The sequence below is a fragment of the Paenibacillus sp. FSL R5-0810 genome (assembly GCF_038002285.1).
In the GTDB taxonomy this organism is placed as follows: domain Bacteria; phylum Bacillota; class Bacilli; order Paenibacillales; family Paenibacillaceae; genus Paenibacillus_AQ; species Paenibacillus_AQ lactis.
In genome coordinates this window covers 880,626-901,123 of record NZ_JBBOCF010000001.1, presented here as the reverse complement: position 1 = coordinate 901,123, position 20,498 = coordinate 880,626, and the positions used below count along the sequence as shown (strand labels likewise).

The 20,498-nt window shown below is 51.2% G+C and carries 16 protein-coding genes; 8 read left to right on the top strand and 8 right to left on the bottom strand.

Annotated features, from left to right (window positions below):
- Window positions 1–120: 120 nt before the first annotated feature.
- Together MKX76_RS04190 and MKX76_RS04185 are read right to left on the bottom strand one after the other, a co-directional pair.
- Window positions 121–912: an SDR family oxidoreductase gene (locus MKX76_RS04190; protein ID WP_007128591.1), complete on the bottom strand. Its 792-nt coding sequence runs from the start codon at window positions 910–912 to the stop codon at window positions 121–123.
- A 243-nt stretch (window positions 913–1,155) separates the two neighbouring features.
- Window positions 1,156–2,238: a lactonase family protein gene (locus MKX76_RS04185; RefSeq protein ID WP_007128592.1), complete on the bottom strand. Its 1,083-nt coding sequence runs from the start codon at window positions 2,236–2,238 to the stop codon at window positions 1,156–1,158.
- Between the two features lie 163 nt (window positions 2,239–2,401).
- Here MKX76_RS04185 and MKX76_RS04180 point away from each other — a divergent pair, with 163 nt between their 5' ends.
- Complete coding sequence (locus tag MKX76_RS04180) at window positions 2,402–2,578, top strand: hypothetical protein (RefSeq protein WP_341033047.1); 177 nt, start codon at window positions 2,402–2,404, stop codon at window positions 2,576–2,578.
- A gap of 204 nt (window positions 2,579–2,782) precedes the next feature.
- Here the strand turns inward: MKX76_RS04180 and odhB are convergent, their stop codons facing one another.
- The 4 genes from odhB to MKX76_RS04160 all read right to left on the bottom strand — a co-directional run bounded on the left by odhB (window position 2,783) and on the right by MKX76_RS04160 (window position 8,687).
- Window positions 2,783–4,051, bottom strand: a complete 1,269-nt coding sequence (gene odhB / locus MKX76_RS04175) for a 2-oxoglutarate dehydrogenase complex dihydrolipoyllysine-residue succinyltransferase (RefSeq protein ID WP_007128594.1) — start codon at window positions 4,049–4,051, stop codon at window positions 2,783–2,785.
- 5 nt (window positions 4,052–4,056) lie between these two features.
- A complete protein-coding gene (locus MKX76_RS04170; RefSeq protein WP_007128595.1) occupies window positions 4,057–6,933 on the bottom strand; it encodes a 2-oxoglutarate dehydrogenase E1 component in 2,877 nt (958 codons plus the stop codon).
- A 221-nt stretch (window positions 6,934–7,154) separates the two neighbouring features.
- Window positions 7,155–8,057 carry a DUF72 domain-containing protein gene (locus MKX76_RS04165; protein WP_341033046.1) on the bottom strand — a complete coding sequence of 301 codons (903 nt, stop codon included), beginning with the start codon at window positions 8,055–8,057 and terminating at the stop codon, window positions 7,155–7,157.
- A gap of 120 nt (window positions 8,058–8,177) precedes the next feature.
- Window positions 8,178–8,687 (bottom strand): metallophosphoesterase family protein, encoded by a 510-nt coding sequence (locus MKX76_RS04160; RefSeq protein WP_007128598.1) that lies wholly within the window; start codon window positions 8,685–8,687, stop codon window positions 8,178–8,180.
- 264 nt (window positions 8,688–8,951) lie between these two features.
- Here MKX76_RS04160 and MKX76_RS04155 point away from each other — a divergent pair, with 264 nt between their 5' ends.
- Window positions 8,952–9,587, top strand: coding sequence for a LysE family transporter (locus tag MKX76_RS04155; protein WP_341033045.1), 636 nt, complete (start codon window positions 8,952–8,954; stop codon window positions 9,585–9,587).
- On the opposite strand, the gene MKX76_RS04150 is transcribed toward MKX76_RS04155, so the two are convergent.
- Window positions 9,584–10,840, bottom strand: a complete 1,257-nt coding sequence (locus MKX76_RS04150) for an amino acid permease (protein ID WP_341033044.1) — start codon at window positions 10,838–10,840, stop codon at window positions 9,584–9,586. The two genes, MKX76_RS04155 and MKX76_RS04150, sit on opposite strands and share 4 nt — an antisense overlap.
- Before the next feature lie 209 nt (window positions 10,841–11,049).
- On the opposite strand from MKX76_RS04150, the gene MKX76_RS04145 reads away from it, so the two are divergent.
- From MKX76_RS04145 to MKX76_RS04120, 6 genes are all read left to right on the top strand, one after another.
- Window positions 11,050–12,147 (top strand): GerAB/ArcD/ProY family transporter, encoded by a 1,098-nt coding sequence (locus tag MKX76_RS04145; RefSeq protein WP_341033043.1) that lies wholly within the window; start codon window positions 11,050–11,052, stop codon window positions 12,145–12,147.
- The gene (locus tag MKX76_RS04140; RefSeq protein ID WP_341033042.1) at window positions 12,144–13,550 is read left to right on the top strand and encodes a spore germination protein; all 1,407 of its coding nucleotides are present in this window, start codon (window positions 12,144–12,146) and stop codon (window positions 13,548–13,550) included. Before MKX76_RS04145 ends, MKX76_RS04140 begins: the two co-directional genes overlap by 4 nt.
- Window positions 13,547–14,686, top strand: coding sequence for a Ger(x)C family spore germination protein (locus MKX76_RS04135; protein WP_007128603.1), 1,140 nt, complete (start codon window positions 13,547–13,549; stop codon window positions 14,684–14,686). The genes MKX76_RS04140 and MKX76_RS04135 overlap by 4 nt, the downstream gene beginning before the upstream one ends.
- Window positions 14,687–14,952: 266 nt before the next feature.
- Window positions 14,953–16,287 (top strand): spore germination protein, encoded by a 1,335-nt coding sequence (locus MKX76_RS04130; protein WP_341033040.1) that lies wholly within the window; start codon window positions 14,953–14,955, stop codon window positions 16,285–16,287.
- Window positions 16,280–17,374 carry a GerAB/ArcD/ProY family transporter gene (locus tag MKX76_RS04125; protein WP_007128605.1) on the top strand — a complete coding sequence of 365 codons (1,095 nt, stop codon included), beginning with the start codon at window positions 16,280–16,282 and terminating at the stop codon, window positions 17,372–17,374. The genes MKX76_RS04130 and MKX76_RS04125 overlap by 8 nt, the downstream gene beginning before the upstream one ends.
- Window position 17,375: 1 nt before the next feature.
- Window positions 17,376–18,488 carry a Ger(x)C family spore germination protein gene (locus tag MKX76_RS04120; protein ID WP_007128606.1) on the top strand — a complete coding sequence of 371 codons (1,113 nt, stop codon included), beginning with the start codon at window positions 17,376–17,378 and terminating at the stop codon, window positions 18,486–18,488.
- A gap of 222 nt (window positions 18,489–18,710) precedes the next feature.
- Here the strand turns inward: MKX76_RS04120 and MKX76_RS04115 are convergent, their stop codons facing one another.
- Window positions 18,711–20,168: a PTS transporter subunit EIIC gene (locus MKX76_RS04115; protein ID WP_007128607.1), complete on the bottom strand. Its 1,458-nt coding sequence runs from the start codon at window positions 20,166–20,168 to the stop codon at window positions 18,711–18,713.
- Window positions 20,169–20,498 lie beyond the last annotated feature (330 nt).

The following is a 20,498-nucleotide window of genomic DNA, read 5'->3' as shown; positions in this document are numbered from 1 at the left end:
ACAGTTGATGCCGTTTCGAAATGTCAGACATCTATCCCACAAACTTTATGCTCACTCTCCATCCAAAGGACACAGAAGCTCAATCACCAATGCCCTGCTTAAGAAAAGTTGGTCAGTCAATCAGTGGATCAGAGACTCGGCTCCATCAATATAAATTTCGGTTCCGGTAATATGCGAGGCGTCGTCGGATGCCAGAAATGCGACCAGACGTGCGACCTGCTCCGGCTGGCCGGGGCCGTTCGCCAAAGGCTGATCCCCTTCCGGGTATTCGATCGGAATGGTCACTTCCTCAAGCTCCGGCTTGGCAATAGTGCTGGAATCGATATTGGTTGCAATGGCTCCCGGACAAATCGCGTTCACGCGAATTTTATAACGGGCCAGCTCCAGCGCTGCCATCTTCATGAAGGCTACCTGCCCGGCCTTGGTCGTGCTGTAAGCGGAAAATCCGAAGCCTGTAAAGACCCGGTTGCCGTTAATCGAGCTCGTAATGATGATGCTTCCGCCCTTCTCCTTCAAATAAGGAATCGAGTATTTCACCGTCGCAAACGTTCCCCTCAGGTTCGTATTGATCGTTGTATCCCACTCGTCCAGCTCCATGGTCTCAATCGGAGCTTTCGTACCGTTAATGCCCGCATTGGCAAAAACGATATCGATGCCGCCCCATTTCTCCGCCGCTTGCTGGAAGCAGTCCTTAAGCGTCTCCGCTTTTGAAATATCGCAATTGCCGGTTATCGCCTCTCCCCCGGCAGTCTCAATCTGCTTACGAACCTTCTCCACCCGTTCATGATCAATATCGATCAGCAGCACGTTCGCTCCCTGCTCCGCCATCAGAAGGGCTGCAGCACGGCCGATTCCAGAGCCTGCACCTGTAACGATTGCCGTTTTCCCTTTTAATTGTTGATTCGTAGACATTGCCACACCCTCCTTAATTACGTGTTCATGTTATTACATAACCAATCGGGGCGAGCTCTGAATCCCGTCAAACGACAACCGAGGAGCCGGTTAAGGCCAGCGTAGCGTTTTGCCTGTACGAAAAAAGCGCCCCTGCAAAGACAATGAACCTTTAAGGTCCTTGCCCTGCAAGAGCGCTTATCTAACAAAATCCCAGGTATTATCCCCCAAGTATTTGAGGTGCAATTCGATCAATTTCTGCTGTTATCGGTTAAAGACGGCCGGTTTCACGCAGACCGGCTTGGATTGGGATACGGTATAACCGGTGAAGGCAAGCTTCCCGTCCTCCGGATCTACCGTAAAGAGCACGAGGTTATTGCCGTCCCGGTTGGCCGCCACCAGATGCTTCCCGCCCGGCAGCAGGCTGAAATGCCGCGGGTGGCCGCCCTCGGTTGGAATATACTGAACCGGACTCAGGAGCCCGCTGTCCTGGTGAACGGAGAACACCACGATGCTGTCATGCCCGCGATTCGATCCATACACCGTTCGGCCATCGCTGGATATCGCAATTTCGGCACAGGCGCTTTCCCCTTTGAAATCGGATGGCAGCGTCGAGACCGTCTCAAGCGGCGTCAGACGGCCATCTTCACTCGAATAACGGAGTGTCGTTACGCTGGAGTTCAATTCATTAATGACATATGCGTAGCCTCCGCCCGGATGGAAGGCCAAATGGCGCGGTCCGACGCCGTCCTCAAGCTGGGTTTCGCCATGGAAACGAAGCTGGCCGTGCTCGCTGTCTAAAGTGTAAGACATAATCTTGTCCAATCCTAAATCCTGCACGAATATGTAGCGACCATCCGGACTGTAAAAGGCCGAATGCGCTCTCGGCTGCTGATCCTCCCGGACTTGGACGAGCTCGGCGTGCTTCTTCTCATCCAGCAGCTCCCCGGCCGTGCCATCCTCGTTAATCCGATGAACGCCGACCAGCCCGCCGTGATAGCTGGATATGATCAGATACGAACTCCCTTCATCCCGTTGAATATGGCAAGTAGAGCTGCTGACACTGCGGACTCGGTTCAATTCGTTCAGCTTGCCGGTATCGGGCTGAATCTCGAATGTGACGATCTCGGCTGCTTTGTTGCCCTGGTCCGATATTTCCCCGATGGCATACAGCCGCTTGGCCGCCGGATCAACATTTAGAAATGTCGGATTCTTAATCCCGGAGACTTCATCAAGCAGCCGAAGCTCACCGGATGTTTCGTCAACGGCATATACGCATATACCGGTCTGATTTGGTTCAGCATAGGCGCCTGTAAAAAGTAATGTATGCTGTGATTGTTGTTGCATAGAAGACATCTCCTCTCGATATCGGTTAGTCATGCGATTCGTCTCTGTAACATGTTAACGTCAAGTATGCGGAAAATCAAATCCCTCCGCCAGCGACTCTTCCCTGTTTGTCTTTTGCTATACAGGGTATGTAATACTATATTCGTTTAAAGGAGGTATTCCCATGAAATCATCAACCGGCGACGAAGTGCGTAATCACCAGCACACGGAGAACGATTCCAAGGAGCAGCGAGACAAGGTGAAGAAGCATCAGGATATCGAGCCTCAGGCTGAGAACTGGAATCCTCGCGACACCACGGACTCGAAGGGTCAAGATCAGAGGGATGGTTCCTCAGCTTAGAGGGCAAATTTTCACATCGATCCGCATAACGATAAGCATCATCTGTATTCAAGGACAATGGGCAATGTGTTGAAATGGGTTCGCCATCCATAGTAGTACAACACCATCTGCATTAAAGAACAAACCACCGGATAAGCGTAAAATAGGGCCGCATGGACTTTCCCATGCGGCCCTTTATTTCTCGATGATTTCGCTGTCTTGGCATTAACCTTCCAACAGCAGAGATTCCGGATCTTCCAACAGCTCTTTTACGGTTACCAAGAAGCGAACCGCTTCTGCGCCGTCGACAATTCGATGGTCATACGATAAGGCGATGTACATCATCGGACGATTCTCCATACGCTCTTCATCGATGGCAACCGGACGGATCTGGATCTTATGCATACCCAGAATGCCGACCTGAGGTGTATTCAGGATTGGCGTGGACAGCAGCGATCCGAAGACGCCTCCATTCGTAATCGTAAAGGTTCCGCCTTGCAGCTCGGACAGCGACAAGGTGTTGCTGCGGGCCTTGTTCGCAAGGTTCACGATTTCCTTCTCGATCTCGGCAAAGCCGAGACGGTCAGCGTCGCGAACGACCGGAACGACAAGTCCTTCCTTCGCGGATACGGCAATCCCGATATCATAGAACTTCTTCACGACGATATCGTCACCGTCAATTTCAGCATTGAGAAGCGGGAACTTCTTCAGCGCCCCGACAACTGCCTTCGTGAAGAAGGACATGAAGCCCAGACCGACGTCATGCTTTTCCTTGAAAGCATCCTTGCGGCGCTTACGAACATCCAGGATAGCAGTCATATCGACTTCGTTGAAGGTGGTCAGCATCGCTGCCGTGTGCTGCGCTTCGACCAGACGATTGGCGATCGTCTGACGGCGGCGAGACATCCGCGTACGTTCAACAGGCTTGCCGTATTCCGCAGCCGGCGCTTGCACCGCAGGAGCTGCAGGCGTGGACGGCTTGCTTGCAGGCGCAGCAGGCTTGCTGCCTTCCGTATGGTTCTTCACATCATCGTGATAAATGCGACCGATCGGGTCGCGGCCCTGTACCTGTTCCAGGTCAATCCCGCGCTCACGAGCCAGCTTGCGTGCGGACGGCGATGCAGTCAAATTCGAGCCTTCTCCACCGGCTTCCGGTGCAGGCGCTGGTGCCTTAGGTGCCTCTTGCGCAGGCTGTGCCGCTGCCGGAGCGGCAGCCGGAGCTTCCGCTTGCGGCGCAGGAGCGCCTGGCTTAACGCCTTCCTGTGGAGAGATTTGGCCGATGACTTCACCGATCGTCACATTTTCTCCTTCTTGGCGAAGGATTTTTTCCACAACGCCTTCAGACTCCGCGCTAATTTCCAGATTAACCTTATCCGTTTCTAACTCGAGCAGAACGTCACCGATGTTGACGCTGTCCCCTTCTTTCACGTGCCATTTAAAAATGGTTCCTTCGGTGATGGATTCGCCCATAGCTGGTACAGTAATTTCGCTCACAGCCGCTACCTCCCCAATGAGATCTGTTGATTTATAGTTTTACGATTAAGGGCAAACGTAATGATCGTCTGTTGTTCGTATGCGTGTACATCCTGATATCCGGTGGCCGGGCTGGACCGTTCAGGGCGTCCGTTGTAACGAACCTCTACGCCGCTTGGCGCGATTTCACGGATTCTTGGTTCCATGAAGCTCCAGGAGCCCATGTTCTGCGGCTCTTCCTGAACCCACAGAATTTCCTTGAGATTCGGGAACTTTTGCATAATGCGCGAAATTTCTTCTTTCGGGAACGGATACAGCTGTTCCACCCGCGCAATATGAATCCAGGAATGATCTTCGCCCTTCTGCTTGTCAAGAGCTTCGTCCAGATCGATCGCCACTTTCCCCGAGCACAGCACGAGGCGTTCGACCTTCTTCGGCGATTGTCCGAGACCTGGCTGCTCCAGCACCTTCTGGAAGCCGCCTTCGCTAAATGCGCTAACCGGCGATGCGACGCGCGGATTGCGAATCAAGCTCTTCGGAGCCATCAGCACGAGCGGACGGGCATCGTCCGTTTCCGTCTGCGACGCTTGCCTGCGCAGCAGGTGGAAGTATTGCGCTGCCGATGTCAGGTTAGCAACCGTCCAGTTATCTTCCCCGCTCAGCTGCAAGAAGCGCTCAAGTCTTGCGCTGGAATGCTCTGGACCATTTCCTTCATATCCATGCGGCAACAGCATGACGAGGCTGGATTTCTGTCTCCACTTCGAACGGCCGGCCGAGATGAACTGGTCAATGATAACCTGGGCGCAGTTCGTGAAGTCCCCGTATTGCGCTTCCCAGATCACCAGCGTCTCCGGCGAATACACGTTATACCCATATTCGAAGCCGACTACCGCTGCTTCGGTAAGCGGACTGTTGTGAATCGCAAACGATGCTTTTGCCTGCGGCAAACGGTGCAGCGGGCAGAAGGTATCTCCGTTCGCGGCATCATGCAGAACCAGGTTCCGGTGCGCAAACGTTGCGCGCTCGGCGTCCTGTCCGGTAATCCGGATTGGCTTGCCGTCCGACAGAATCGTCGCGAAGGCCAGCGTCTCTGCATGACCCCAATCTACCTTCCCGCCTTCGTCAAGCGCGCTGCTGCGGCGCTCCAAAATGCGTTGAAGCTTCGGATATACCGTGAATCCTTCCGGCCATTGCAGAAGCTCGCGGTTAATCGCACGCAGCTGTTCAGCGGATACATTCGTAGCCGTTGTCTTCTTGGAATTCTCATCGGCCGGGTTGATGCCGAGCAGAACCGAATCCACCGTGTCCTTCGATTTCACGGCTTCATAAGCAGCCTTAAGCACCTCGACCACTGCGTTCTTCAGTTCGTCAGCTTGCGCTTGGGACAGCACCTGACTTTCAACCAGTTTCTTCATATATAATGTGCTGACCGTAGGGTGATTCTTCACCTTCTGGTAGATCAGCGGCTGAGTCGTTTCCGGATCGTCGGTCTCGTTATGGCCGTACTTGCGGTAGCCAACCAGATCGATCAGAATGCTCTTCTTGAACTTGTTGCGATAATCGCTCGCGAGACGGGCAGCAGCGATACATGCTTCCGGATCGTCGGCATTAACGTGGATGATCGGGATTTCATATCCTTTCGCCAGGTCGCTGGCGTAATGCGTAGATCTCGAATCCTTCCCTTCTGTTGTAAAACCGATCCGGTTATTGACGATAATATGAATCGTTCCACCGGTACGGAAGCCCGGCAGCTTGTTGAAGTTGAGCGTCTCCGGCACGATTCCCTCGCCCGGGAACGCAGAGTCGCCGTGAATTTGAATGCTGACCGCCTTGTTGACGTCCTGCATTGGATAGCCTGCTTCGCCGCGGCTTTCTTGGGCCGCGCGCGTGAACCCTTCAACGACCGGATTGACGTATTCCAGGTGGCTCGGGTTGTTGGCCAACGTAATACGAACCTCGCGCGCCTCGTTATTCTTCAGATAACGGTCGGCACCCAGGTGATATTTCACGTCGCCCGTCCAGCCGTAATTCATGCCCATGGAGCCTTCTGAAGGCACCAGATGCTTATTCGGCGAATGCATGAACTCGGAGAAGATCTTGGTGTAGTCCTTTCCGAGGATATGCGCAAGCACGTTCAGACGTCCGCGGTGCGCCATACCGACAAGGATCGAGTTGACATCCACTTCCGCTAATTGCTGAACAATCTCGTCAAGAAGCGGTACCAGCGCTTCGTTGCCTTCGACCGAGAAACGCTTTGCTCCAACGAAGGTACGGTGCAGGAATTCCTCGAACTGTTCGGCCTCCAGCAGCTTCTTCAGCAGCTCCTTCCGCTCTTCAACGCTCAAGGATATCGGGAATCGTCCGGACTCCGCCTGTTGATTCAGCCAATTCCGTTCTTCTTCATCATGAATGTGGCTGAATTCATATGCAATGGTTCCAGTATATAGTTTCAGCAGCCGCTGGATGGCATCCCAACCGTTCGCGACATCGCCGGGAGCATCCTCCCAGACGATTTCGGCAGGCAAGGCCGCCAAATCCGCTTGGCTTAGCTGATAGCTTTCAGGCTGAAGCAGTCGTGTATCCGTTTCTCCACCGATGCCGATCGGATCGATATCGGCGGCCAAATGGCCGTATGTTCTAATGTTCCAAACCAGTTTACCAGCGGCTATGCTTTTCTTTAGTAATTGCGGGTCAAGCCCTACGCCTTGTCCCTGCGAATCCGCTTTCTTTTCATTGTTTTCCAAAGCAGGGGGCGGTCCCCAGCTGGCGAACAGTTCACGGTATCCTGGTTCCACAGACTGCGGGTCTTGCAAAAATTTCTCGTACTGATCTTGAATGTACCCCAGGTTCGGACCGTGATATTTTTGCCATGGTCCCACTGCCTTACTGTCAAGGGTCTTCATCGCTGACTCCCTCCGTCAGATTATTTTGATAGTTCATGGACGGAATTTCATTTTTTACATTCGCAAAACACTTTGTTACGATTACATTATAATACACTTGACCTCAGAACCGAAAATACCCTTTATATATAATAATGATCTCATAAACAGATGGATTTTCGTCAATTTTATGACGATTTCGGACAGCCGCTTCCAGTTCCCTGTTTCGTTTACATTTAAAGTCATTTATCTGTAAAAATATCCTCTGCCAGCCAATCCATCTGTCTGATCGGCTCCGGTCCGCTGTCCATTCCAAACATGCGAAGGAGCTGCTTCGCATTATCGGATGCATCGCCTCCCGAATTGTTATTGAAGATAATCCAGCATTGGCTCGTCTCTTCAAGCAGCTTCAACACGGAGTCCCTCCACTGCGCAAGCTCATCCTCATTGTACCTGTACAAATAACGGACTTCCCGCCAATTCGGCTGCCCGCCCGTTTGCCACCCTTTCTCGTTGCGGCCATGCATCCGAATCATGACGGCATCCTCACGGGTTGCGGCAAGAACGGCCGGTACCGATCCGACTCCCGCCTGGGGCTCATCGGCAATGCTGTGAATCCACCCCTCGCTTCGCATGAAATCCAGCGTCTTCTCCCGATATTCAGGAGCGAACCAGGTCTGGTGGCGAAACTCCAAGGCGACCGGCAGATCCTCCATCCACTCCCGCGTCCGTTTCAAAATGTCTACATGCTTCCGCTCGCAACCAAACCACGGCGGATATTGAAACAGCACCGCTCTCAGCTTGCCGGCTGCTTGAAGGACCCGGACCGAAGCCAGAAACTCGTCGAACATGCTTCTCGTGCTGGAATACTTCGACAAGGTGCCGCCCCTGGCATGGCCGGTCATGCCTTGATAGGCTTTGACAATAAACCCGAAATGGCCGGGCACCGTCTGAGCCCACTTGTCCATCTGGTCCGGGGAGGGTATCGCGTAGAACGAGTTGTCCATCTCCACGATCGGAAAATGCCGTGCATACATGCCCAGCCGATCGGAAGCCTTCGCTCCATCATCGTACAGCTTGTCGTGATCCCCCCAGCCGGACAGGCCGATTTGAATTCTTCGCTCGAATTGTTCTTCCTTTACCATAGCCATCCTCTCACTTGCATCATCTGCATCCACCAAGGACTCATATTTATTAACCCGATACGTCCGGAATTAAAAGCCTGCAACCGAATCACTCACCATCAGTATATGTCTGAATCTGCTTTATGTACGGTCATAGAACACATGTCTCGCATCCAAGCGGCCTTCGGCAACCTGAATGAGGCCGTGGGAATATTGAGCCAGTCTTCGCTTATCGGTCGGAGAGCCCGGATTAAAAAGCACCGTCCCCTGAACCGATTCCATATACGGAATATGGGAGTGACCGAATACGATCATATCCACCGGGCTGGATTCGAATGCCTTCAACGCTCGCCCGGGCGTCGTCCCGCCTGTCCCGTGTCCATGCACAATCCCGATCCGATGCCCAAGAACCTCGACGATCTTCTGGTATCCCAGCTTTGAAATGATCTCTTCAGGATCTGTATTGCCTGCTACGCCTTCAACCGGAGCATAGCGGCTGAACTGTTCATACACGTCCCAGCTCGACCAGTCGCCCGCATGCAAAATTAGCTGCGCTTCCTTTAGGTCCTCCACCAGCCGAGGCGGTAGCTCCTTGCTCCGCTTGGGTATATGGGTATCCGATACCACAACTACTTGATAAGAACTGCTCATGAAATCCCTCCTATTCTCTGCCGGTTCGATCGACTTACGGTATCGAAGGCATCACTATCTACTATCCTAGCAAAAACCGCTGCTGAATCAAAATAAGCGGCAAAAGTTAAACGGCCCCCACGTTTTCAGGTCAGCCGTTTGATTCGTGTTTTTTCCAAATGAGTGTTCTTAGATGGACATTCCCGTGAATAGAATGGTACGAGCCATCTTCCGTACAAGCCGTACGAAATTTAAGGTACCGTTATAGGGGAGGAATTCGTTGTCATGAGCATGATTTTCAGCTATATCCTATTGGGACTCTCGCTCTCTGCGCCGCTTGGTCCTATTAATGCAGCCCAGCTCGATCAAAGGATCAAAAAAGGGTTCTGGCATGCCTGGATGTTTGGAATCGGCGCCGTGCTGGCTGATATTCTGTACATGGTTCTCGTCTATTTGGGCGTCGTTCATTTCCTGAGCACCCCCTTCATGCAGACATTCCTGTGGCTGTTCGGAGCATTCGTGCTCATCTATACAGGCGTAGAAAGCATCATCAATGCAAGGAAGGTAACCATCAGTTCAACGAGCGGAGAAGAATCGGTTATGAAAACGCTGGTCTCCGGCTTCCTGATGTCCGTTTCCAATCCGATGACCATTCTGTTCTGGCTCGGCATTTACGGCTCCATACTGGCCAAGACGGCGGCCGATAATGGTACAGGCCAGCTGTTCGTCTACAGTATTGCCGTCATTTCCGGAGTGGTCCTGTGGGATTTCTTCATGGCCATGGTGAGCAGCATGTTCCGAAAATATTTAAGCCAAAGAGCAATATCGATCATTTCCGTGCTCTCTGGCCTCTCATTGGTTGTATTCGGATTGTATTTCGGGATTCGTGCATTGTCGCTGCTGTATCCGATGCTGTTCTAACGGGCAGGCTTCGGACGCAGCTTGGGCTTGCCCGCCTTCTTGGATGCTTGGGCGGATTTCTTCCAAACCCTCTGCATGAACAATACGACGATGCCGATCACGACAATAAAGCCGAAGCTGATCCACAGCCCCGGACGGCTCGTCGGATGAAATGCTGTGCCGCTTACCCCTGCCGCAATCATCAGCATGCCGGCGAAGCGTTTGATATGTCCCCAAACGGTAAGCCGGATGATTTTCCCGGCCGTAACCAGAATGAAGAACCAGTTGTATAGCAGCATTAAACCGGCTGCAGTCGTAAGATATTCGTAAATCTTGCCCGGTATCAGTAGCGACAGTATGATCGACAAGGCAAGCCCGGCTGCGGTAAGCGCCAGCGCAAACACCGGTGTTTTCCGCTTGGTTTTCTTTTTGGCAAATACCTTGGGAGCATCTTGGTCCTCCGATAACGTGACCAGCATGGTGGTTACGGCATAGAGCGATGCCACCATCATGACGGCAAGACCGATTGATAGGATATAGACGATCGACAACAGCAAAATCATAATTTTTCCTGACTTGGGAGCTTCCTTCGGGTTCTTTAACCGGATGGCCATCACTCCCATCACTTCGATTCCGCCAAACGCGTAAAAGGCAAAGATCAGGGACGCCCATAGCCCCCTTCCTCCTGCAGCGAAAAAATCTCCCCAGCTCGCCGGAAGCTGCGGCCTTGCACCCCCGCGAAGCCATCCGAAGCATGCCGCCGCCGCAATCACCAGGAACATGACAATCGCGGCAATTTTCAAAACGGCCAGCACGTTCTCCAGCCGGTCAAACCCCTTGTTGCCAATCCATATGACAAATAGTCCGAGAACCGCATAGCCGCAAGCGAATATCCACATCGGGATGTCCGGAAACCAGAAGCGCGAGAAGATGGATAGCGCCGTCATCTGACTCCCCATAATCAGCACCTCCGCGCACCAGTACATCCACCCGGTCGAGAATCCCGCCCATCTGCCGTAAGCCTGCTTCGCGTATGTTCGGAATGAGCCCGGCTGCGGGTCATCCGCGGTCATTCGCGCCAGCATATCGAATACGAGATAGGTGGCGAAGGCGGCTATGACGATCGAGATGAGAAACGCCGGCCCGCCAACCCGGATACCAAGCGCCGATCCAAGGAAATAACCTGTCCCGATCGTCGATGCTACACCTAAGAGGGATAGCTGCCACCATTTCAACGTGCCTTTTCGGTTTCTTGACTTCCTTCCTCTGCTCACACAAGCATCCCCCAATCTTGTAATCCTACAAAAGCTTACCTTATTATGCAGGGTTGCGAATGGCTTTATGTATCGAATGCTCGCCCTATTTATGGCTTCCTAGGGGGTCAGCCAATTGACGTTTTCACCCTCCTGATTGGATGAGATCGCATATTTTGGGTATTTCCCGAGAACTCTAAGCCGTATAAAAGCCGGTAAGGAGGATGAGCATGTCAGGGGGACACGGAATTCCAACGAATCAGGCATTTATGATGATGATGCTGACAGCCGGCTTGACGAACCACGTCATGATCATTCCGGTGCTCATTGAAACATCGGGGCGGGACGCCTGGATCACGATTCTTGTTTCCGCCGTTTTGTTTCTTCCATGGGTGCTTCTGATTTACGGCATTATACGTAAGCTCGGAAACCGCACCATCCGGCAGGCCATCGATGAAAGCAGCGGCAAGGGTGCACGAATGCTCATCATGGGCATGTCCGCTTTGTACTTCATCTCGTTTGCCTTTTACACGCTCAAGGAAGTGATCGACTGGACGAAATCCACTTATTTGATTCAGACACCTGTCATCGCAACGTCATTGCTTCTGATCTTGTTATGTCTCGTAACCGCGAACCAGGGATTGCGGACGGTCGGCATCTCGGCGGGTATTCTCCTTCCGATGGTAGTTTTGCTCGGCATATTTGTATCCTTGGCGAATTTTAAAGCGAAGAACTACCACTATCTGATGCCGGTCCTTGAGCATGGCTTTAACCCGGTACTCAAGGGTCTGCCCGTTATGTTCGGAGGGCTTTCGCAGTTTATATTGATCCTGTTTCTCCGGCCGCATCTGCAGAAAAAACCTCGGTTCTTGACAGTCCTGGCCATTCATATCGTTCTGGTGTTTCTGACTTTTGGTCCTACGATCGGAGGCCTTGCGGAGTTCGGTCCGGAAGAGATGAAGCTGCAGCGTTATCCGGCCTATGAGCAGTGGCGCCTCGTAAAGCTCGGCAAATTCGTTGAGCATGTCGACTTTCTGTCCATCTTCCAGTGGCTGAGCGGAGCCTATATTTCCATCTCGCTATCGATTTATTTGCTGTGCGAGACGCTGCTGCCGCCTTCGAAGCGAAGCGTCGGTATACTGGCAGTCTCCTTGCTAATGATCATTCTCTGCGCATCGCCCATCAGTAATCTGAAGATGTACTATGTCATGGCCGACTATTTCTTGCCGATCTCCAGCATCTACCTCACCGTACTGAGCGTACTCATGTTCCTCCTGATTCGAAGACAACCGCATCACAGCTCAGCGAAAGGAGAGAATTCTTCATGATAACCTTGGAAAGTCTACAAGAACGATTTGCCGATTGCGACGATATCCTTATTTCAACGTTCCCTGGTATCGACGATGCCAAGCAGCCTTGGGCCATATTGATCTATAACGTCTATATGAGCGACACGGCGTTGATCTCCAAAATCATTCTGCCCGTCATCAACGATAAATGGAAAGCTTGCAGCGATCAGAACAAAGCCTTCGATCCCTCCGAGCTGAAAATGCAGCTTAGCCTGGAACAAGTAACGGATGAGGATGCACTTGTAGATCATATTTTTTCAGGGGATGTAGCGCTGTATTTCCCGAGCAGCGATAAGCTGTATTCATTTAGCGCGGCGAATAATATTTCAAGATCCCCGGAGGAAAGCTCCTCCGAAACCTCGATCAAAGGCCCAAAGGACGGATTCGTCGAGGAATTGGACACCAATGTAGCCCTCATACGCAAGCGCATGAAAACGACAGATCTCGTCTTTACCGTGTTTGAGCTGGGTGACCGGAGTAAAACCTCTATTGGAATCATGTATCTCAAAGATAAAGTCATCCCTGAGACGGTGGATGAAGTTACCAAGAAGCTTCAATCGTTCAATGGGGAATCGCCTACCGGCATCGCAGAGCTGGCTGAGCATATATCTCCGTACCGGTACAGCGTGCTGCCGATGTTCGATTATACCGGCCGGCCGGATCGGGCCTATGATTCCTTGACGCGCGGCAGGTTGATCATCATCATGCAGGGAAGTCCGGTCGTTCTGGTCGCGCCGGCCAGCCTCATGCAGCTTCTATTCGCGACCGAGGATCCCCAAATGCCATACTACTACGTCTTTCCATGGAGACTGCTACGGCTGCTGGGTTTTCTGATTTCCATCATGCTGCCGGGATTCTATATCACGGTTGTGTCCTTTCATCAAGACCAGATCCCGTTCCCGCTCCTAGCTACGATCGCCAATACCCGGCTCGGCCTTCCGATTCCAACCGGATTCGAAATGCTGATCATTCTGTTTCTGCTGACGCTGCTTCGGGAAGCCGGCATACGGATGCCTTCTCCGATCGCTTCAACGATTACGGTCGTTTCCGGCATCATTATCGGGGACGCAGCGATACGGGGCGGATTCTTCTCCCCGACCATGACGGTGATCGGTGCGCTGTCCTTTGTGGCCGGCTCAACCCATACCAACGAGGATTTCGTCGTCACACAGACGATTATGCGGTACTTCATCCTTGGTTTATCTGCCATTCTCGGCCTATTCGGCTTCTTCGTATCGGTATTCTTTATCGTCCAATATATGGCTCACCATCGCCCGTTCGGACAGCCTTTTCTGGCTCCCTTCTCCCCGTTCTCTTTGTCCAAGGTCGTGCGAAACCTGATGAGACTCCCTGATAAACGGAAGAAAGGCGGGGCGATATGAAGAAGCTTCTCTGCCTCTTCATCATCATGTCCGTGCTGCTTGCCGGCTGCTGGGACAACAAAGAGGTCCAGGACATCAATTATATTACCGCGCTCGGAATCGATTACAAGGAAGATCAGTATATCATCTATGTTCAGATGCTTGATTTTGCGACGATTGCCAGACAGGAAGGAACAAAACAGACCGAAACGGCACCGATTTGGGTCGGCAGGGGAACCGGAAGCACGCTCTCGGATGCGCTGATCGATCTTTACACGGCAAACCAGCAGCGGATTTCTTGGGGGCATGTGACGGCGTTGGTGCTTGGCGAGTCTGTACTGGTGCCCGAACGGTTGTCCCAAGTATTCGATATGACGAACCGGTCGCAAGAGATCCGCTATACCAAATGGATCTACGGAACCAAGGACTCGATGGAGGATCTGTTTACCGTGTCGCCTTTTTTCCAATTGTCTCCGCTGCATTCGCTGCTCCATGAGCCGCAGGAGAGCTATCGGCAATTCTCGTTCATCCGCCCGATCCAATTCGTGAACTTTATCCGTCTCTATCGTGAAGATGCGGCTACCGTCGTTCTTCCTTCCCTCCAGATTACCACGGCAAACTGGACGGAAAATTTAAAGCAGCATCCGCTGCTTGAAGTTAACGGCGCATTTTTGATACAGCATCAGACCCTGAAGGGATGGATGCAACGTTCCGATCTCGCCGGTATCCGCTGGCTCTCCACGCCCGAGACACGCGCTTCCCTGGTCGTATTTTCCGGAATCAAAGCGGCTGGCAGCATCTACCTGGAGAATCCGAAATCCGCCATTGAGATCATACGCGAAGGAGAGGAGGTCTATTACCGGATCAAATTGAACGTTGATGGAATGGTCCAAAATATTTATCAGAAGACTCGCATTGGCGAAATGAAGAAGCTAACTGAGGCTTCGCTCCGCGAGGAGATTCGGAATACCTTCCTGAAAACCGCAGCCATTCATGCCGACCCCTATCAATTAGGCCTTCAGCTTCGCCGAGCCGATCCCAAGCTATGGGACGAGCTGAGGAAAGAGAAGCGGGAAATGCATCAGGCATCGCTGCGTGAGATTGACGTTCAAGTAAGCCTTCGCTATTGGGGTCAGCGCAAAAATATAAACCGGTAAAACGGATATATATTATAGAAGCAAAAATTTAAATCTTGTAGCTTTTAACCGCTATAGAAACCCTGCACTTTTTACAAGCACAGGGTTTCTCGCATTTCATATCGGCTCTTCGCTTGAATTTCTCGCGCTTTCCCTCGCTTTCGGGATCAGCCTCAGCTTCTTACCCCAAGACTGTAGAGTGCATCAACACGCGGATTATGCATAAACTGGTGGCTGCAATGGAAATGATATCTATTAATCGTTTTGACGGGGGGAGTGATCTCGGTATGGAACTTAAAGAAAGCCTGGCTGCCTATTTTAAAGAAAACGCCGATTATTTCCATGTTGAAATTCGATTGCTGCAATATGAAGTTCAGATCATCGGTCTGGATTCTTTGGTTGATCTGCCCCAGAGCATCGCGTCCCTTCAAACCCAAACCTCAAACCTGGTCCATGCTTCACTCCAGCCCGCTGCTCTTCTGAAAATATTGGGCAAGCTTATTGAGCCTAAGCTGGAAGCGATTGTACCTGAAATCATAAAGGGCAATCTGATCCTATTCGAACCCAAGTCCGGGACTTGCAGCGCCGTCCTTCCGATATCCAAAAATGTCACCCGTTCCGTTACTTCACCCGAGACCGAAAATACGCTTTACGGAGCAAGCAGCGCTTTTCAGGAGGATATCAATACGAACATCGGCATTTTGCGAAAGCATTGCTCCGGAGGCTCCATGCAAGTGGAGACCTATAAAGTCGGGAAGAATTGCCCTAAGTCATTATTGTTAATTTATCATGAGAATCGGGTCGCCCCCCGGTTACTGCATTCCGTTCAAGCGAAAATCAAGGCGGGACGGGACCAGGAGGTTGATCATATTCAGCAGCTCGGGAACATTCTGGGCGTGAACCCATGGTCGTTCGTCCCCAACTTCAACATGACGGAAATGCCGCAAAATGCGGCCCATTCCCTTCAACAGGGCAAAATCGTACTCATGATAGACCGTTATCCTTTCGCGATTATTTTGCCTAGTCTCATTATGGATATGTTCTGTTTGAAGGATGATTATAATTACGCCCTCCCCTTCATGTACCTGATCCGGTTCTTAAGAATCGTTGGCGCCTTGATCGCTACGATCATTCCCGGATTATATGTTGCCCTGGTATCCGTCAATCCCGAGGTTCTAAGACTTCAGCTGGCCTTATCGATTGCAAACAGCAGACAGGATGTCCCTTATCCTGCCTTTGTCGAGACACTCTTGCTTCTCATTGTTCTCGAGCTCATTCTGGAAGCGAGTGTGCGTCTTCCCAAAAGCGTCGGCCCCACCATTACGATGGTTGGCGGTATTATCTTGGGCCAGGCCGCCGTATCCGCCAAACTTGTCAGCAATCTGCTGATTATCGTTCTGGCAGGCACAACCATTGCTTCTTCTACGGTTGTCGGATTTCAGAACTCGGTGACTTTACGCGTGTTCAAATATGTGCTGATTATCCTATCCGCCATCTACGGCATGCTGGGTCTTCTCGCCGGGATCGTTGTCGTATGTGCTTACTTAGGTCAACAAACAAGCATGGGCATTCCTTACTTATCGTTCCCTGCATTCAATAAGAAGGATGAGCGAAATGGATAAGAGCGGTTATCAGGCAACCATTTTATACGTCGTTTGTCATATGGGGCTTATCTTTTTTCTCTATCCGTCCGATCTGTTTACAGCCATGGACATGGGACACTGGATCGGAATAGGGATAAGCTATGCGCTCCATACCGCTGCACTTTACGTTTATCTGAAGGGGCTCACCTGGACTGCCCAGAAGAACGTCGTGGATATGTTCCGCAGCACCGGAACCTTTTTCACTTGGCTGTTGTTGATTCCCGTCTTCTTTTATTTTGGCATAGCGATCATCATAACGCTGAGAGCGTATTCGGAGATGCTGACCTTGGTCTTTTTATCGAGCACGCCGTTATGGGCGATCCAGCTGCTATTGATCGGCATTGCTTTTCTTATGGCCTGGCAAGGAATGGCCAGCATGGCACGCACCGGGGTCCTCTTGGTTATCCTGTTTTCGTTCCCCATTTTGTTTGTTCTCTGCCTCAGCTTTCAAAATGTGGACTGGTATTATTTGCTGCCGATCATAGATCGCGAGCAGACCTTCCATTTCTTAATCAAGCCCGATTTTCTGGTCAGTTTATTCGTGTATGCAGGCGGCTTCTTTTTTCTGGGGCTGTTACCTCCGTCCATACATATCAGTCTAAAAAAAATGATGCTGGGCTGCCTCCTCCTGCTTCCCATGTTCCTGTTATCGGTATATTTGCCGCTCCTGACCTTTGGGCAAGCAACCGCCGAATTGTACGAGTTCCCCATGCTCATGACCATCGACACCGTGAATATTACATGGCTCTTGTTCGATCGGATCACGATTTTTTTCCTGTTGAGCCTGATGGCGTTTGCCATGCTGTACTTGGGAGTCACGCTATGGATTCTCTTGACGCTTACGAAGCGTGCAATTCCGGTTATCCCGAATCTCTACCTGTTGATTGTACTGACTGCCGGATTGTTTGCCATTTCCATGGCTATTCCCAACTGGGATTTCCTGAAGAAGCTGCAAGGGTGGATCATACCTCTCAGGATGTATATTTTTCTGATCGTTCCACTGATCACGTTCATCATCGGATGGCGGCACAAGCATAAAGCAAGCCGCACAACGGAGGTTACTTAATATGAATAAGTCGGATATAAACAACTCGCATATGGACAACCCGGCTAAGCCCCGCACGGCGATCAAGCTCATTCTATTACTGGTAGGAGCGGTCCCCCTGCTTGCCGGCTGCTGGGATACCAAGGACATCAACCATCGGTCGCTTCCGGTCATCATGGGCATTTCGTTAACTGAAGAGAATCAATATAAGGTGTTCCTGGACATTCCGGCAACGAATGAAACGAGCTCGGTCAACATCGTTTCGGAAACCGGCGACACGATCAATGACATCATCGATGATATAAGCATGAATATGGAGACCCAGGTGGATCTTCTGCATTTGAAGATCGTTATTGCAGATAAAAACGTTGCCCGCAGAGGGATGGAGGATATTATATCCGCCTTTAACCGCTCCAGGGATATCTCCTCCAAAACGCTGTTAGCCATCAGCGATCAACCCCTGGATCAATTCTTCTCAGACATGGAAGCGAAATCGGAGCAAAACGGCAGTATCATCTATGATTATTTCGAGAAAAATGCCGGCTGGAACCCCCAATTGGCCGACACGCGCGTATGGCAAATGTTTCGAAGCATTCATTCCTATACGCATGATGTGATCGTCCCGATCATTCGTTCCGGCCAATCCACAAGCATCGAATGCCTGGGCGCTGCCATCATCAAAAATGGACGGATGACAGGCCAAATCGGAACCGATGAAACGCTTGTGGCCAACGCCTTTTATGGAAAAAGCGCATTCGGCAAAATCGAGGTCATGGATAGCGCCACCGTTCAAATCACCAGCAACCGGCTATCCCATCATAGCTGGCTTCAGGATGGCAAGCCTTACCTTCGAAGCCATCTCAGGCTGAAGGTTACCATTCTGGACTCCAGGGGACATCCGACAGAAACGCAGATCAAAGAAAAACTCGAAGAGCTCCTCACCCTCAGGCTGAATAAGATGTTTCGGAAAACGCAAAAAGAACAAGCCGATATATTGGCCTTGGGACAATACTTCAGAAAGCACTTGACTCGGGAACAGCTTCAGGATTGGAGATCAGGATACTATCCCAACCTGGATTTCAAGCTGCGCATAACGACCGTGGTCGAAAATCGGGGCAATCTTAAGCATTTGTGAGTTTTAACATCGATGGGGTTAGCACATCCGAGATGAGCTTTTGGAGGACAAGCGGGAAATGAATCGGGCATCCCTACATAAGATTGATGTTTACGTAAGATTGATGTTAATGAAAGTCTTCTCTCTTGGTGGGAGCGCAGAGAAGTGAATACCGTGGAGCTTTGAATATATAAAAAGAAGCGGGTTAACTCCCCCCGCTTCTTTGGTGCTTCATTCATCAAGTTACTTCCCTGTCATGTTTTTGATCTCATCCTTCAGTTGTTCCGATTTCGGTCCGAACACAACCTGAACCGCACCTTGGCCGAGTCGCATGACTCCGGCTGCGCCGAGCGTTTTCAAAGCGGAGTCGTTCACGGCCTTGTCGTCTTTAACCACAAGACGAAGCCGGGTGATGCAAGCATCGACGCTAACGATATTGTCCTCGCCGCCGATGTTAGCCAGCACCTTGGCAGCCTGGCTGTCATTACCGGCAACCGCACCTCCTGCGCCTTCAGCGCTTTCGGTCTCCTCGCCATCATCCTCGCGTCCAGGCGTTTTCAAGTTCAGCTTGACGATCAGGATTCTGAACAGCAGATAGTATACCACGCCGAAAGCCAAGCCTACCGGCAGGAGCAGCCATGCGTTGGTAGACAGCTTCAGATTCACCAGGTAGTCGATCAAGCCCGCCGAGAATGAGAAGCCCAGATGGACATCAAGGACGTACATGATCAATCCGGAAAGACCTGTCAAAATCGCATGCACCACATATAATACCGGAGCAACGAACATGAACGCAAATTCAAGCGGTTCGGTGATCCCCGTCAGGAACGATGCTACTGCCGAACCGATAAAGATCGAGCCGACGAGCTTGCGTTTGGACGGCTTGGCTGTATGAATAAAGGCCAGTGCCGCAGCAGGCATCGCAAACATCATGATCGGGAAGAAACCGGACATGAACATCCCGGCCGTCGGATCTCCCGCAAAGAAACGCCACAGGTCGCCGTGAACGACTTCGCCCGCGGCATTGGTGTAATCCCCAATCTGGAACCAGGCGATGGAGTTTAATACGTGGTGCAGACCCAGAGGGATCAGCAAGCGGTTGGCTGTACCGAAAATGAACGATCCAATGCCTTCAAGACCGACAACCCAGTTGCCGAAGGCGGAAATGGCATCCTGGATTGGGCTCCAAATCATGCCGATCAGCACCGCAAGCACCATCGTGGAGGCTGCCGTGATAATCGGAACAAAGCGTTTACCTGCAAAGAAGCCTAGCCAGTCCGGCATTTTAATCTTGTGGAATTTGCCATACAGGTAGGCAGACCACAGACCGACAAAGAATCCGCCAAGCACGCCCATATTCAGCTTCACGTCATCCGGTATAAACGGCATTTGCAGCGGAACTTTTTCCAGCACTCTCGTTAGCACCATGTACCCGATAAGGGCGGAAAGAGCCGCAACAGCGTCCCCGGCGAATCCGATCGCAACCCCGATCGCAAAGATAATCGGCAGATTATCCAAAATCGCAAGGGCCCCGGAAGTCATGAACGGAGTTACATATTGATTCAGAAAAGCTCCGAGAGCTCCCAAAGGTATATCCTTTTGATAGTCGATCAATCCAAGCCCCTGCAAAATCCCTGCTGCAGGCAATGTGGCCACCGGCAGCATAAGAGACTTACCCAGCTTTTGCAATTTAGCCAGCATGTCAATCATCCTTTCAACTTCAATAATTTAGCATTGTTCTGAAAACGTTTACATAATGCGTCGAATGAACAATTATTTTTCCCCTTCCATCCTGGAAAGAAAAAACTTCGGGTAAATCCTCCTCCTCGCAAGCCTCATGTATTCATCATTTTAAGGCAGCATGAAATTCAATTCCGACAAAAAAAGCCAAGAAGATTGACGAATATACAATATCGTCCACATCTTCTTGGCTCATGCCCATGTCCATGGTAACACGCCTTAAAACGTATTCATTTGATGTTGTAATCTTAATTCAGGCTTCCCATATTGTCAATAACAAAAATATTCTTT